Source organism: Streptomyces sp. NPDC048584 (genome assembly GCF_043199595.1).
Lineage (GTDB): Bacteria > Actinomycetota > Actinomycetes > Streptomycetales > Streptomycetaceae > Streptomyces > Streptomyces edwardsiae.
Window position 1 is genome coordinate 842444 of the sequence record NZ_JBICWF010000001.1, and the last position, 14170, is coordinate 856613.

At 72.5% G+C, this 14170-nt stretch carries 15 protein-coding genes and 1 riboswitch; of the genes, 9 read left to right on the forward strand and 6 right to left on the reverse strand.

Annotated elements, in window-relative coordinates; all coding sequences use genetic code 11:
- The first annotated feature begins 32 nt into the window (after positions 1-32).
- The 5 genes from ACGFR9_RS03555 to ACGFR9_RS03575 all read left to right on the forward strand — a co-directional run bounded on the left by ACGFR9_RS03555 (position 33) and on the right by ACGFR9_RS03575 (position 5144).
- Complete coding sequence (locus ACGFR9_RS03555; RefSeq protein ID WP_393202523.1) at positions 33-1424, forward strand: hypothetical protein; 1392 nt, start codon at positions 33-35, stop codon at positions 1422-1424.
- Positions 1421-2431, forward strand: a complete 1011-nt coding sequence (locus ACGFR9_RS03560) for a hypothetical protein (protein WP_393202525.1) — start codon at positions 1421-1423, stop codon at positions 2429-2431. Before ACGFR9_RS03555 ends, ACGFR9_RS03560 begins: the two co-directional genes overlap by 4 nt.
- Positions 2428-3687: an ABC transporter substrate-binding protein gene (locus ACGFR9_RS03565; RefSeq protein ID WP_393202772.1), complete on the forward strand. Its 1260-nt coding sequence runs from the start codon at positions 2428-2430 to the stop codon at positions 3685-3687. The genes ACGFR9_RS03560 and ACGFR9_RS03565 overlap by 4 nt, the downstream gene beginning before the upstream one ends.
- Before the next feature lie 176 nt (positions 3688-3863).
- Positions 3864-4943, forward strand: coding sequence for a hypothetical protein (locus tag ACGFR9_RS03570; RefSeq protein ID WP_393202527.1), 1080 nt, complete (start codon positions 3864-3866; stop codon positions 4941-4943).
- A 24-nt stretch (positions 4944-4967) separates the two neighbouring features.
- Positions 4968-5144 (forward strand): hypothetical protein, encoded by a 177-nt coding sequence (locus ACGFR9_RS03575; RefSeq protein WP_393202529.1) that lies wholly within the window; start codon positions 4968-4970, stop codon positions 5142-5144.
- Between the two features lie 12 nt (positions 5145-5156).
- Here the strand turns inward: ACGFR9_RS03575 and ACGFR9_RS03580 are convergent, their stop codons facing one another.
- The 6 genes from ACGFR9_RS03580 to ACGFR9_RS03605 are packed head-to-tail and all read right to left on the reverse strand — an operon-like array spanning position 5157 to position 10816.
- Positions 5157-5705 carry a YciI family protein gene (locus ACGFR9_RS03580; protein WP_393202531.1) on the reverse strand — a complete coding sequence of 183 codons (549 nt, stop codon included), beginning with the start codon at positions 5703-5705 and terminating at the stop codon, positions 5157-5159.
- A gap of 16 nt (positions 5706-5721) precedes the next feature.
- Positions 5722-6384: an ABC transporter ATP-binding protein gene (locus ACGFR9_RS03585; protein ID WP_393202533.1), complete on the reverse strand. Its 663-nt coding sequence runs from the start codon at positions 6382-6384 to the stop codon at positions 5722-5724.
- Positions 6377-7348 carry an ABC transporter ATP-binding protein gene (locus tag ACGFR9_RS03590; RefSeq protein ID WP_393202535.1) on the reverse strand — a complete coding sequence of 324 codons (972 nt, stop codon included), beginning with the start codon at positions 7346-7348 and terminating at the stop codon, positions 6377-6379. The genes ACGFR9_RS03585 and ACGFR9_RS03590 overlap by 8 nt, the downstream gene beginning before the upstream one ends.
- Entirely contained in the window at positions 7345-8232 is an 888-nt protein-coding gene (locus ACGFR9_RS03595; RefSeq protein ID WP_393202537.1) for an ABC transporter permease, read from the reverse strand. The genes ACGFR9_RS03590 and ACGFR9_RS03595 overlap by 4 nt, the downstream gene beginning before the upstream one ends.
- Before the next feature lie 5 nt (positions 8233-8237).
- Positions 8238-9206, reverse strand: coding sequence for an ABC transporter permease (locus tag ACGFR9_RS03600; RefSeq protein ID WP_393202774.1), 969 nt, complete (start codon positions 9204-9206; stop codon positions 8238-8240).
- A 20-nt stretch (positions 9207-9226) separates the two neighbouring features.
- Entirely contained in the window at positions 9227-10816 is a 1590-nt protein-coding gene (locus tag ACGFR9_RS03605; RefSeq protein ID WP_393202539.1) for an ABC transporter substrate-binding protein, read from the reverse strand.
- A gap of 201 nt (positions 10817-11017) precedes the next feature.
- A riboswitch (cobalamin riboswitch) is annotated at positions 11018-11199 on the forward strand.
- A gap of 29 nt (positions 11200-11228) precedes the next feature.
- On the opposite strand from ACGFR9_RS03605, the gene ACGFR9_RS03610 reads away from it, so the two are divergent.
- Genes ACGFR9_RS03610 through ACGFR9_RS03625 form a run of 4 tightly spaced genes read left to right on the forward strand, consistent with a single transcriptional unit; the run spans position 11229 to position 13950 of the window.
- Complete coding sequence (locus ACGFR9_RS03610; RefSeq protein WP_393202541.1) at positions 11229-11945, forward strand: energy-coupling factor ABC transporter permease; 717 nt, start codon at positions 11229-11231, stop codon at positions 11943-11945.
- Positions 11942-12334 carry an energy-coupling factor ABC transporter substrate-binding protein gene (locus ACGFR9_RS03615; RefSeq protein ID WP_393202543.1) on the forward strand — a complete coding sequence of 131 codons (393 nt, stop codon included), beginning with the start codon at positions 11942-11944 and terminating at the stop codon, positions 12332-12334. The genes ACGFR9_RS03610 and ACGFR9_RS03615 overlap by 4 nt, the downstream gene beginning before the upstream one ends.
- A 6-nt stretch (positions 12335-12340) precedes the next feature.
- The gene (gene cbiQ / locus ACGFR9_RS03620) at positions 12341-13090 is read left to right on the forward strand and encodes a cobalt ECF transporter T component CbiQ (protein WP_393202545.1); all 750 of its coding nucleotides are present in this window, start codon (positions 12341-12343) and stop codon (positions 13088-13090) included.
- Complete coding sequence (locus tag ACGFR9_RS03625; protein ID WP_393202547.1) at positions 13087-13950, forward strand: energy-coupling factor ABC transporter ATP-binding protein; 864 nt, start codon at positions 13087-13089, stop codon at positions 13948-13950. Before cbiQ ends, ACGFR9_RS03625 begins: the two co-directional genes overlap by 4 nt.
- The last annotated feature ends 220 nt before the right edge of the window (positions 13951-14170 follow it).

Genomic DNA, 14170 nt, shown 5'->3' on the forward strand with positions numbered 1-14170 from the left:
GCGACGAAGGTGAAGGAGCGGTGAAACAGGAGATGAGCAGCCACACCACCCGGCCGTCGAAGCCGGGCATCCGGCTGCACGTCGATCTCGGCGGCGATCCGCGCCCGCACCGCAGCGCGAAGATCGAGGCGCATCTGCGGGTCGACGTGGCCGCCGACGGCGCCCCCACCGACCTGCCCGCCGTCCAGCTCGCCGTGATGATCGCGGTGGACGTCGCCGAGTCCAACCGGGCGGCCGTCCGGCACGCCCTGCCGGCGGCACTGCGCGCGCTGCCCGACCGTATCTCCTTCACCGTGCTGGGCAGCGGGCCGGCACCGGTGCGGTGCTTTCCGCGCGACGACGACGAGTGGGCCGTCGCCGACCAGGGGGTACGACGCCGGGCCGCGTTCGTCGCGGGCTCGCTCCCGCTGCACCGGGAGGGGCCGCGTCCCGCCGGGTATGCCGCCTGGGTGGCCGGCGCGCGCGCCCTGCTCACCGGCCGGCCGGTGTCCGTACGCCATCTGGTGCTGATCACCGACGGCAGCAGCTTCTCCACCGAGGACCGGCTGGAGGAGGAACTGGACGCCTGCGCGGGCCAGTTCACATGCGACGTGTTCGCCGTGGGGGTGGACTGGAAGCCCGACCCGCTGCTCAAGCTGGCCGAACGGCTGCACGGTACGGCCGAGTTCATCGACGAAGGGCTCGGGCAGACGATCACGGGGGCCATTCAGCGGCTGCGCCGGGTGCACACACCGCAGTTGCCGATCGAGGTGACGGTACGGCCCTCCGTACGGCAGGTGTCGCTCGCCGAGAAGACGCCCCGGCCGCACCGGCTCGGCGGGCTGCCCGAGAGCGGCCGGCCGCACCGCTGGAGCTTCCCGACGTACCAGTGGGAACAGGGCCGGCGCGACTATCTGCTCACCCTGGTCGCCGACTCGGACGCCGACCCGCTGGAGACGGAGCTGCAGTTCGCCATGGTGTCCATCGGGGACGTGCACGCCCCGGTCACCGCTCGCTGGCATCATCCCGAGCACTCCCCGCTCCAGGAGCTGGCGGGCGCCGACAGCGTACGTACCCTCAACGCCACCGCCCGGATGCGCAGTGCGCTGCGCCGGGGGCTCATCGCCCTTCAGGAGAACCGGCGGGATGTCGCGCTGGAGCGGTTGGGGCAGGCCGCCCGGCTGGCGGTGCGGCTCGACGCGGAATGGGTGCTGGACGAGATCCGCACGGTCGCCGATATCGAGGACGCGGCCGAGGGGCGGGTCAGGCTGCGCAGCGTCGACGCCGGCACCCTCGGCCCGATGATCCTGCGGGCCGGGTCCCGGCCCGCAGGGCCGCTGGCCGACCCCGCCACCGCCCGGCCGGGACCGCGCTGCCGCGGCTGCCGCACCCCGGCGGGCCCCGAGGCCAGGTACTGCATCACGTGCGGGGAGAAACTGCTGTGACCGCCGCGTTCCGGCTCCGGTACTCCCCCGCCGCGCTCTGGCGCCGGTGCCTGAGCGGGCTGCGGACCCGGCGGCTGCTGGAGCTGCATCTGGTCGTGCTGCTCGTGCTCACGGCGGTGGCGGCGACCGCCCTGTTCCTCTCCGGCCGTCAGGCCCAGCGGAGCGCCGACGCCCTGGCGGCCCGGGAGGCACCGGCCGTCCAGGGACTCGCCGCCAGCCGGCTCGCGGCGCTGCGGGCCGACGAGGAGATCGCCAGACTGGTGAAGAAGAAGCTGATCGGCGTCGCCGGCTCGGGCGAGGCCTACCGGTCCCAGCTCTCGGCCGCCGACCAGGGCCTGTCCCGGATCGCCGACCGCACCGACCAGGACCTCGGCACGATCAAGGGGCTGCTCGCCACCTACAGCGACTCCCTCGCGCGCGGTACGTCCCTCTACCGGGACGATCCGCTCATGCGGACACAGCGGCTGCGGCAGGCCGAGTCGCTGCTCACCCGCGAAAAGGTGGGGGTCGCGCCGCGCCTGAAGGTGCTGCAGAGCGCGCAGTTGGAGCACGCCGAGGCAACCGCGGCCATGGGATGGTGGCAGCACGCCGGCTGGTGGACCGCCGAGATCGCGTTGTCCGGCGCGGTGCTGACGCTGCTCTCGGCGTTGTTCGTGCTGCGCGACCGCTGCGGCCGGGACTGGAATCCCTATCTGCTCGCCGCCCTCGTCCTCACCGTGCTGCTGGCCGTGGTCCCGCTGATGACGGCGTACTCCACCCAGAGCGCCCTCGACGGCGTGCTCGAGGACTTGCGGCAGATCACGGAGACCTCCTGGCAGGGCGGCGCGACGGAGGCGGCGCAGCGGAACGTCACGGAGATGTCCGAGGAGGTCCGGCGGCAACTGGCCGGCGGCACATGGACGGACTCGGTGTACCGGGGTGCGCTGGTCGGCAGTCTGCTGGCCGTGGTGCTGCCCGTGCTGGGGCTCGGACTGCGGCTCGACCGCGACTACTGGAGGCGATGGTGACCCGGCGGTTCACGATGCTGGTGTTCGGGGTGGTCATGCTGCTGATCACGGCCGTCGGCCTGGTGGTGGTCTGGTCGCAGCACGACGACGAGAAGCCGGTGACCATCCTCGGGACGTGGACGGCGGAGCAGGCGGACCATTTCGAGACGGTGCTGCGCGGCTTCGGCATCCCCTTCCACTACCAGGGCACGGCGGCCCTGCGGGAGGTGCTGCTCTCCAAGGTTCAGGCGGGTGACCCCCCGGACATCGTGATCATGCCGGGGCTCGGTGAACTCGCCGAGTACGCCGGACGGGACCTGCTGGAGCCGCTGGACAAGCTCTACGATCCGCAGGAGTACGAAGCCCCCTGGATGCCGCCCGCCTCGTCCCCCGGCCCCGTGTACTGGGTCCCGGTCAAGGCCGACCTGAAGAGCATCGTCTGGTACCGCGAGGGTGACACGCCGCCCACCTCATCCGCTCCGCTGGTGAGTTGGTGCATCGGCATGGGGGACGACGGCACCTCGGGCTGGCCGGGCACCGACTGGATCGAGGACCTCGTACTGCAAGGGGCAGGCCCGGACGCCTACGAGAAGTGGGCGCTCGGGAAGGGCAAGTCGAAGTGGTGGAGCGGCGATTCGGTGCGCACCGCCTGGGAGGCCTGGGACGGTCTGCTCCGACAGGACCCTGAAGCGGCCCGTCGGGCACTGCTCACCGACCATCGTGGCGAACCGGGCGGCAAAGGGCTGCTGTTCGACGACAAGAGGGCGTGCGGGCTGGAGCATCAGGGCTCCTTCGCGCTCTCCCTCTACGAGACCGCCGCGCCCCGCGCCCGTCTGACCGACTCCGCTCCGCTGCTGCCCGAGGGGGACGGCCAGGTCCAGGCGCACGAGGTGACCGGCGACTTCGCGGCCCTGCTCAGCGACCGCCCCGAAGCGCGGGACCTGATCGAGAAGCTGGCCTCGAAGAAGGGCCAGCAGGAGTGGGTCGACCGGGGGCGCGTCTTCTCCGCGAACCGTCAGGTGACACCGCCGGACGACGCGGTCAGGGGCGAGATCGCCCGGCGGCTCGCCCGGGGGCCGCGCTGTCTGGACGCCTCGGACGTCATGGCACCCGCCGTACGGGACGCGTTCTACGAGGCCGCCCTGCTGACCGTCGCCCGCGCTGCCTCCGGCCGGAACGCCGGCATCGGCGACCTCCTGCGGGACGTACAGAAGGTCCAGGACGCCCAGTCCGCGCAGGGCGGGGTGGCTCCGAGAACGGTGTGCAGCAGAAAGTGACCACGCTGGGGAGCGCCGCTGAACGGCGGGCGGACGGCCGGTGCTGGGCCGCGCTCCGACAGCTGGCGGTGGGCCGTCGGACACGGTTTGGTTGCGGCGTGCAACCGTTCGAGGGGTTCGTGGGTCTTGGCGGGTGACCGTCTTGGTCGTATTCATGAGGAGACGTCATTTCCGCCATGCGCAAGACCCTGACCGCCGCCGCCGTCGTCACCGCCGTGCTGGCGGGTTCCGCCGCCTGTGGCACCGTGGAGAACCTGTCGGCCGGGCAGAAGCTGGACCAGGCCTTCGAGGAGCTCGGCAAGGAGCGTTCGCTCTCCTTCGAGCTGGACCTGGACACGGACGCCGCTTCGCTGAAGGCGCTGGACGCCGACGCGGAGCCGGGTGAGGAGATGCCCGACGAGATCGCCGAGTGGCTGGCCGAGGCGCGGTTCTCCTTCTCCGTGCAGTCGAAGAAGCCGCTCGAGGACTCCGGTGAGAAGGACTTCACCGGCATGGCCATGAAGGTCAGCGGCGCGGACGGTGCCGCCCTGCTCGAGTACCGGCTGGTCGGCGACCACTTCTACGTCCGTCTCGACGCCGAGGCGCTCGGGAAGATGTCCGGCAGCCCCATGCCGCCGGCGGACGAGCTGCCGGACAGCGCCGGAGCGTTCAAGAAGGTGCTGAGCGGTGAGTGGATCAAGATGTCCGTGAAGGACATGGAGGGGGCCCGTGAGCAGATGCTCGGAGAGGGGGGCCCCGACGAGCCCTCGGCCGAGCCGACGCTTGACGCGGGGACGCAGAAGAAGCTGGTGAAGGCGCTGCGGGGGGTCATCGCCCAGGAGGTCGACTTCAAGACGTCCGGGGGATCGGACGGGACCGAGCACATCACGGCCACGGCGCCGTTCCGGACGTTGCTGACCGAGCTGTTCGATGAGCTGGGTCCGCTGGCGAAGGAGCTGCCGCCGGGGGCGGAGATACCGACGGCCAAGGACCTCAAGGACGCGCCGAACGAGAAGGTCACGGCCGACTTCACGCTGAAGAACGGCGAGCTGACCGAGGTGTCGGTGGACCTCGCCAAGCTGGCCGAGAAGGCGAAGGTCAAGAAGTTCGCGCTGGTACTGCGCCTGGGCAAGGGCGAGAAGGCCACGGCCCCGGCGAACGCCACCGAGGTGAACATCGACGAGCTCATGGAGGGCTTCTTCGGCGGCTTCGCGGCCAACGAGCTCGGCGAGGAGGAGTTCATGGAGGGCGCCGAGGGCTGGCACCGGGGTCCATGACGGGGCGCCGTCTCGTGCGAGCGCATGAGGGAAGGCCCGGTGTCCGGCTGCGCCCGGACCGCGGGCGACGCGGTGGCCGGCACGGTCGCCCTCCCTCTCGGGGCGCTGGTCACGGCGGTGTTCCAGGGGCTCGGCGGCGTCTGCCGGCCCGACTCCGCGCCGGGGCGCCCCGAGCCGCCGCGCGCCGCGCACCCGGCGTGAGAGCGGGAGTGGTCAGCGACGGCCGCCGAACTCCCAGTCGTGGACCTCGACGACCGCGTACCGGGCGGCGGTCAGCACGGCACGCGCGGCGTCCCGGTCCGGTGCGCGGACCAGGGCCGCGGTACCCAGCCAGGCCGTGCCGTCGTCGGACAGCAGCGGCCCGTACGCGATGGGTTCGGCCGGGCCGGACGGGACGTCGAGGTCGGCGGGCCGTCCGGCGCCGAGGCCCAGCACCAGGTAGCGGTGTCCGCCCGTCCGCCCGCCGGGGAACTCCCACATGGTCCGGCCCAGCGTGTTCCGCCAGCGTCGCAGCAGCACGTCGCGGTACGCGCCGGCCTGATAGGAGGGCTCGTCGAAGGCGAAGGCCCGGGCTGCGGCGGCGTCCGGCAGGTCCACGATGTGCACGCTGCCGGTGAGCGTCTCGCCGTCGTCGGCGAAGGTCGGCCCGCGGGCGATCAACTCCCTCTCGTAGCCGTCCATGTAGGACCAGTGCGCCTGCGTCGATTCCTCTCGCAACGGCGTGGATCCGGGCCGGTCGCGGTGAAAGCAGAAGAATTCCATGGGTGGGAAGCGTAGATCAGCGCGGTTCTGTGACCGTCTTCCAGTGGACGGTGCGGTCGCACCAGTGGGACAGGAGGGTGTGGTCGTGGGCTACGGCCAGGAGGCCCGCGCCTGTCGAGGTGCGATAGGCCTCCACCACCGCGACCAGTGCGGCCGTGGTCGAGGCGTCCAGCATCGCGGTCATCTCGTCGCAGATCAGCCAGCGGGGACGCAGGACCAGCGCGCGGGCCACGCAGGCGCGTTGCAGCTGCCCGTCGCTGACCTCGTGGGGGCGGCGGGTGAGCAGGTCCGGGGTCAGGCCGACGGTGTCGGCGAGTTCGGCCACGCGGTCCTCGGCCGAAGCGCGCCGGCCCGTCGCTCGCAGCGGTTCCGCGATCAGGTCGGCCAGGCGCAGCCGGGGGTCGGCGGAGAGGCGGGGCTGCTGGAAGACCACGCCGACGGCGGTGCGCAGTTCGCGTGGGGCGCGGTGGCGCCAGTGGCGCACGGGGGTGCCGTCGAGGACGACCTCCCCGGAGTCCGGCCGGTGGAGCAGGGCGGCGACCCTCGCCAGGGTGGACTTGCCGCAGCCGCTGGGGCCGAGCAGACCGACGGCCTCACCCGGGGAGACGGTGAGGGTGACCTCCCGTACGGCGGGGGCACGGCGGTCGTATCCGGCGGTGATGGAACGCAGTTCAAGCACGGATGTTCTCCGGGGTGGGTGCCGGGGCCGGGTGGTGGCAGGCGATCGACCCCGTGAACGGCGGCAGGGCCGTACAGGCGTCCGTGGCACGGTCGCAGCGGGCGGCGAAGGCGCAGCCTTCGGGGAGGTCGCCGAGTTCGGGGGGCATGCCGGGGATGGGGGTGAAGGACCGGTCCGGCAGGGCCTGCAACAGGCCCCGGCTGTAGGGGTGCCTGGGACCCGACGTGCCGAAGAAGTCGCTCGCCGCGGTCAGTTCGACGATGCGGCCCGCGTACATGACCGCCACCCGGTCGGCGATGCGTTCCGCGGCCGCGAGGTCGTGGGTGATCATCAGCAGGGCCCGGTCGGCGTCGACGTGGCGGCGCAGTTCGTCGACGGTGCGGTCCACCAGGTCGCGGTCCAGCCCGGTGGTGGGTTCGTCGGCGAGGAGCAGCGGTGCGTCGCCGATCAGGGCGAGGGCGGTGGCGGCACGCTGGGCGAGACCGCCGGAGAGTTCATGGGGGTACCGGTCGAGGTGGCCCGGTGGGAACCCGGCCCGTTCGGCGGCCTGTTCGGCGGCGGCGCGCAGGGCGGCCCGGCCCCGTACGCCGGTGAGCCGGGCGACCGTCTCCGCCAGCTGGGAGCGGATGGTGCGTACCGGGGTGAGGTGTGCGGCCGGGCTCTGCGGGATGAGGCCGATACGGCGGCCCCGTACCGTGCGGGCGAGGACGCGTTCGCCGGCGGTCAGCAGATCCAGGTCGCCGAGGTGCGCGTGGCCCGCCGTCTGGGCGTTGGCGGGGAGCAGGCCGAGGAGGGCGGAGGCGAGGACGGACTTGCCGCAGCCGCTCTCGCCGATCAGGACGAGGCATTCGCCGGGCGCCACGTCGAAGTGGGCGTCGGTGACGGCGGCGATCCGGCGCCCGCCCGGCAGCAGGAACCGTACGGACAGGCCGCGCACCGACAGTACGGGGGCTCGCTCGGTCACAGCGACAGCTCCGATCTACGGCGGGGATTGATCCGCTCGCGCCAGACCCCGGCGAGGCCGGCGATGGCGAGCGTGGGGATGATCAGGAACAGGCCGGGGAAGAGGGTCGGCCACCACTGTCCGGCGAGCAGGGAGCCGCGGGCGCCCTGGACGAGGGTGCCGAGGCTGGCCGTGTGGGTGGGCAGCCCGAGGCCGAGGAAGGACAGCGCCGACTCGTGCCACATGGCGTGCGGCACCATGAGTACGGCGGCGAGGCCGGCCTGCGGCAACACACCCGGCAGCAGATGCCGTACGACGACCCGCCATCGGGAGGCGCCGCCGGAGACCGCCGCGTCGATGAAGGGACGGGAGCGCAGCGAGAGGACCTCGGCGCGGACGATCCGGGCGGTGGACAGCCAGTGGGTGAGGCCGACGGAGATCACCACCGGCCAGACGCCGGGCCGGAACATGGCGACGATGAAGATGCCGAGCAGCAGGTGCGGCACGGAGGAGAAGGTGTCGACCAGGCGCATGACCGTACGGTCGACCCAGCCGCCGAGCGCGCCGGCGGTGGCGCCGACGGCGGTGCCGATCACGGTGGCGGTGAGCGCGGCCACCACGCCCACCAGCAGGGACACCCGGAGCCCGTAGACGCAGCGCAGCAGCAGGTCGCGGCCCACGTCGTCGGTGCCGAAGGGGTGGGACCAGGACGGCGGCAGGAGTTTGGCGGCGAGGTCGACGGCCTGCTGGTCGAGCTGGACGAGCGGGGGCAGCAGCAGCACCGCGAGGGCGGTCACGGCGACGAGTCCGGCGGAGACGTACAGCCGCAGGGTGTGGGTGGAGCGGCGGGCGGTGCCCTGCGCGCGCCACACCGTCTTCTCCACGGCAGTGGTGTCAGCAGACATGTGGGTCACATCTCATTCAGCTTCACCCTCGGGTCGATCAGTCCGTAGAGCAGGTCGGCGAGGAGGTTTCCGGCGAGGACGGCGGCGGTGGCGAGGGTGGTCAGCGCGGCCAGCAGCGGGAAGTCGACGGAGGTGGCCGCCTCCACGGTGGCGGCGGCGATGCCGGGCCAGCTGAACACGGTCTCCACCAGCAGGGCGCCGGTGATGAGTTCGGGGACGCGGGAGCCGATCAGGGTGAGTACGGGCAGCAGTCCGGAGCGCAGGGCGTGGCCGAGCAGGACCGTGCGTTCGCTCAGGCCGCGGGCGCGGGCGCCGCGCACGGGGTCCTCCGCGAGGGCGTCGCCGACGCCCTGACGGACGTAGAGCGTGAACCAGGGCAGCTGGGAGACGCCGAGGACACCGGCGGGCAGGATCAGATGGCTGATGACCTGGCCGGGGGTGACCTGTTCGCTGCCGGTGTCGGTGAGACCGCCGGCCGGGAGGACGTCCAGGTTCAGGGCGAACAGCCAGACGGCGAGCAGGGCGATCCAGAAGACGGGGGCGGCTTCCAGGGCGTAGGCGAGGGAGGTGATCGTACGGTCGAGGAGCGAGCCGGGGCGGCGGGCCGCGAGGACGCCGAGCACGGTGCCGAGCAGCACGGCGAGGGCGAACGCGACGGCGCACAGCAGGGCGGACCAGACGAGGCGTTCGCCGATCACCTCGGCGACGGGCTGGCGCATCACGGTGGACCGGCCGAGGTCGCCGCCGAGCGCGGAGGTCAGCCAGTCCCACCAGCGGGCGGTGAACGGCCGGTCCACGCCCAGGTTCTCGCGCAGCCGGTCCAGGGTCTCCTGGTCGGCGCCGAGTGCGGCGGTGCCGGCGTACGCCTTGACCGGGTCGAAGGGGGAGGCGGCGGCGACGGCGAACACGCCGAAGGTGACGACGAGCAGCACCGGCACGGCGAACAGGGCCCGCCGTGCCGTGAGCCGGGTCATCTCTCCCCAGGGGAGTGCGCTCATGTGGCGGGCTGCCAGTCCTCGATGTTCCACCAGGGGCCGCTGGCGAAGCCGTGCTCGTGGGGTTCGGTCTGCGTGGTGAGGTCCTGCCAGCGGTCGGCGAGGACGTACATGTGGTCGATGTGGGTGAGGAAGGTGTAGCCGGGGTTCTTCACCAGTTCGCGCTGCAGGGTGTCGTAGGCGGCCTTGCGGTCGGCGGGGTCCTGGGTGCGGCGGCCGGTGTCGAGGGCCTCGTCGACGGCCGGGTTGTCGTACAGGGCCATGTTGTTGAAGCCGTCGCCGGCGAGGGTGGAGTGCAGAAGCGTGTAGAGGCCGAAGTCGGGGTCGCCGGTGCTGCCGAAGCCGGCGAGGACGGCGTCGTGCCTCATCCGGGGTTCGATGACCTCCCAGGTGGCGCTCTCCACCTTGACGTCGACTCCGGTCTTCTTGGCGTCGGAGGCGTAGGCGAGGGCGTGGTCCTGGCGGACCTTGTCGCCGGAGGGGTAGTAGAGGGTGAAGCGGGCGGGGCGGCCGTCCTTGGCGCGGATGCCGTCCTCGCCGGCCTTCCAGCCTGCCTGGTCGAGGATGCTCTTCGCCTTGTCGAGGTCCTGGGCGCGCTTGACGTCCTGGGCGTACCAGGGGTCGTCGACGGGCAGCGGGCCGTAGGCGGGGCGGCCGGCGCCGTCGAGGATCTTGTCGACCATGGTGGTGCGGTCCACGGCGAGGTCCAGGGCGCGGCGGATCGCGGTGTCGCCGGCGACCGGGTTGCCGGTGGGCAGGGTGACCGCGCGGAAGTCGTACGACGTCGCCCGGTACGTCTTCCTGCCGTCGTCGTCCTTGAAGGTGGCGGCGAGGTTGGGCGGGAGGGTCGCGCCGTCGAGGTCGCCGGAGCGCAGCCGGGTGGCGCGGACGTCGTCGTCGGCGATGATCGCCATGGTGAGCTTTTTCACCTTCGGGGCGCCGCCCCAGTAGTCCGGATTGGCCTTGAAGGTGAGTTTTTCGCCCTTGCTCCAGCCGGCCAGGACGTAAGGTCCGGTGCCGACGGGCTTGGTGTTGAACGAGCCGGTGTTGGGGTCCTGTCCGCCCGCGATGTGCTCGGGGACGACGGGCAGCACGGTGCGGGCGGCGAAGGCCGCGTAGGGGTAGTCGAGGGTGAAGACGACCTTGTCGTCGCCGTCGGCCCGGACGTCCTTGATCGCGTCGAGTTCGCTCTTGGCGGTGTTGTTGGTCCTCCCGTCGAGGACGGTGTCGTACGTGAAGACCACGTCGTCGGCGGTCAGCGGTTCGCCGTCGCTGAACTTCACGCCGTCGCGCAGGGTGTACGTGTAGGTGCGGCCGCCGTCGGTGATCTCGGGGAGCGCCTTCGCCAGGGCGGGCTTCAGCTCCATGCCCGCGTCGCGGGCGAGGAGCCCGTCGAAGATCTTGGAGTTGCCGTCCTTGCCGTAGCCGAGCAGGGGGCTGAGGGTGTCCGGTTCGGAGGGGACGCCGATCACGACGGACTCGGCGGAGGTTCCGCCGTCCGCGCCGCTGCCGCCCGGCGCCGAGCAGGCGGCTGCCGCACCGGCCATCGCGACCGCGGCGGCGGCGCCCCGTATTCGTCGGGTCGTCATCGAGACTCACACTCCTGTTGCCTGAAAACCGTTGTTGCATATTAATTGCAGCAAGGTTCTGCCCAGGACGGCGGGCCCCCACTCCCCCGCGCCGGCGGGCCGCGCCACCCTGTCAAGTACGCAGGTGTGCGCCGGGGTGCGAGCCGCCGGGCGCCGTCCGCGCGCCCCCTGTGGCCGCTTGTCACCGGGCCGGACGGGGAACTACTGTCACCACGCCTTGGTGACGGGAAATCGGTGCGATACCGGTGCGGCCCTCGCCACTGTGATCGGGAAGTCCGGCTCCGGTCCTCACGGACAGCCACTGGGTTTCACAACCCGGGAAGGCGGAGCACGGGCGGTGGTACCCGTCAGCCAGGAGACCGGCCAAGGCGCGTCAACCATCCACGAGGTGCTGGAGAGGGTCTGCTGAGCCATGCACATAGCCGAGGGTTTTCTGCCACCGGTGCACGCGGTCGCCTGGGGCGTCGCGTCGGCGCCGTTCGTCGTCCACGGAGCCCGGTCACTCATCCGTGAGGTGCGGGAACATCCCGAGAGCACCCTGCTGATGGGCGCGTCGGGAGCGTTCACGTTCGTCCTGTCCGCGCTGAAACTGCCGTCGGTGACCGGGAGTTGCTCCCACCCCACCGGCACGGGACTCGGTGCGATCCTGTTCCGGCCGCCGGTCATGGCGGTGCTGGGCACCATCACCCTGCTGTTCCAGGCCCTGTTGCTCGCCCACGGCGGGCTGACCACCCTGGGCGCCAACGTCTTCTCGATGGCGATCGTGGGCCCCTGGGCCGGGTACGGCGTCTACAGACTGCTGCGCCGGTTCGACGTGCCGCTGATGGTCGCGGTGTTCTTCGGCGCGTTCGTCGCCGACCTGTCGACGTACTGCGTGACCAGTGTGCAGCTGGCGCTCGCCTTCCCCGACCCGGGCAGCGGATTCTGGGGCGCGCTGGGCAAGTTCGGCTCCATCTTCGCCGTGACGCAGATCCCTCTCGCGGTGAGCGAGGGGCTGCTGACGGTGCTGGTGATGCGCATGCTGGTGCAGTCCAGCAAGGGCGAACTCACCCGGCTCGGCGTGCTGGTGACGTCGGTGGCCGGGCGCAGGGCGGCGAAGCCGGCCGACGCGGAGGCGGTGGCCCGATGAGCCGTAACACGAAGATCAACACGCTGCTGCTGGTGCTCGTCGCCGCGCTCGCCGTGATCCCGCTGGTGTTCGGGCTCGGCGATCACAAGGAGGAGCCGTTCGCGGGCGCGGACGCCGAGGCGGAGACCGCGATCACCGAGATCGACCCGGACTACGAGCCCTGGTTCTCCCCGCTGTACGAACCGCCGTCCGGGGAGATCGAGTCGGCGCTGTTCGCCCTTCAGGCGGCGATCGGGGCGGGTGTCCTCACGTACTACTTCGGGGTGCGCCGCGGACGCCGGCAGGGCGAGGCGCGGGCGCTGGAACGGCTGCGCGCGGAGTCGGACAAGGAAGCGGACACGGACGCGGACACGGACGCCGGGACCGTATCCGAACCGCGACGGGTCTGACGGCGGGTGCTGCCGATCGACGCGGCGGCGCACAGCAGTCGCTGGCGCCGCCGTCATCCCGTGGACAAGGCCGTACTGGGGCTGGGCCTCACCGTGCTGGCGATCTCCCTGCCGCCCTGGCCGGGCGCGGCGCTGGTGCTGGTGACGGCGCTCGCGGTGCTGCTCGGCCCGGCCGGGGTGCCCGGGGGGCGGCTGTGGCGGGCGTACCGGGTGCCGCTGGGCTTCTGCGTCACCGGGGCGCTGACGCTGCTGGTGCGGGTGGGCGGTCCTGGCGGATTCCTGTCCTGGGCCGAGGACGGGCCGCTGCGCGCAGGTGAGCTGCTGCTGCGTACGTCGGCGGCCTCGCTGGGCGTGCTGTTGTTCGCGTTCACCACGCCCATGTCGGATCTGCTGCCGCGGCTGGTGCGGGCCGGGGTGCCGGCACCGCTGGTGGACGTGGCGCTGGTGACGTACCGGATGAGCTTCCTGCTGCTGGACTCGGTGCGCCGCGTCCGGGAGGCGCAGGCGGCCCGGCTCGGGCACACCACCCGGGCCGCGACGTGGCGTTCGCTGGGCGGGCTCGGCGCGACCGCGTTCGTCCGGTCCTTCGACCGGGCGGCGCGACTGCAGACGGGACTCGCGGGACGCGGCTACGACGGCACCCTGCGCGTACTGGTCCCCGAGGCCCGCGTCTCGGCGCGGTTCACGGCCGCGAGCGTGGCGCTCCTCGCGACGCTGGTCGCCCTCACCTTCGTACTGGAAAGGCCCCTGTCGTGAGCGAGAACGTCCTGGTGGCCCTGCGGGGCGTGTCGTTCACGTACGAGGACGGCCCGCCCGTGCTCAGCGGTCTGGACTTCGAGGTACGTGAGGGGCGTGCGCTGGCACTGCTGGGGCGCAACGGCAGTGGGAAGACGACGCTGATGCGGCTGTTGAGCGGTGGACTGCGGCCGGACGGGGGTGAGGTGACCGTCGAGGGGCGGGCGGTGCGGTACGACCGCAAAGGGCTGACGGCGCTGCGCACCACCGTGCAGCTGGTGGTGCAGGACCCCGACGACCAGTTGTTCGCCGCCTCCGTGGGGCAGGACGTGTCGTTCGGGCCGCTCAACCTCGGCCTGTCCGATACGGAGGTACGCGCCCGGGTCGCCCAGTCGCTGGCCGCGCTGGACATCACCGCCCTCGCCGACCGGCCCACGCATCTGCTGTCCTACGGGCAGCGCAAGCGGACGGCGATCGCGGGCGCGATCGCCATGCGGCCCCGCGTGCTGATCCTCGACGAACCGACGGCGGGCCTCGACCCGGACGGCCAGGAACGCCTGCTGGCCACCCTGGACGGGCTGCGGGCGAGCGGTACGACGGTCGTCATGGCGACCCACGACGTGGACCTCGCCCTGCGCTGGGCCGACGACGCGGCCCTGCTGACCCCGTCCGGCGCGCACACCGGTCCGGCGGCCGGGATGCTGGCCCGCACGGACCTCCTCGCGGAAGCGGGACTGCGGCTGCCGTGGGGGGTGGCGGTGGCACGGCTGCTGCGGACGCGGGGGCTGCTGACCGGGCCGGCCACCGGTCCCCGCTCCCCGGAGGAACTGGCGGCTCTGGCCGCCGAGACCGCCGACGGCGGTGACGCGCACGTGCCGTGAGGTCACCGGGGTGCCGACGGCCCCTCGAGGGAGCTGCCGGGACCCCCGGGCCCGCCGGCCGGCACGGGGGCGACGTGCCGGCACCGGTGACCGGAGCGGACGCGGGACCCCGGTCCCCGGGAAGGGTGCACGGCCCCGGCCGCCGGAACCGCCGACGCGCACGTGCCGTGACGCCGACGGCCCCTCCGGGACATGCAGGGACCCGGTAGGCGCAGGGCCG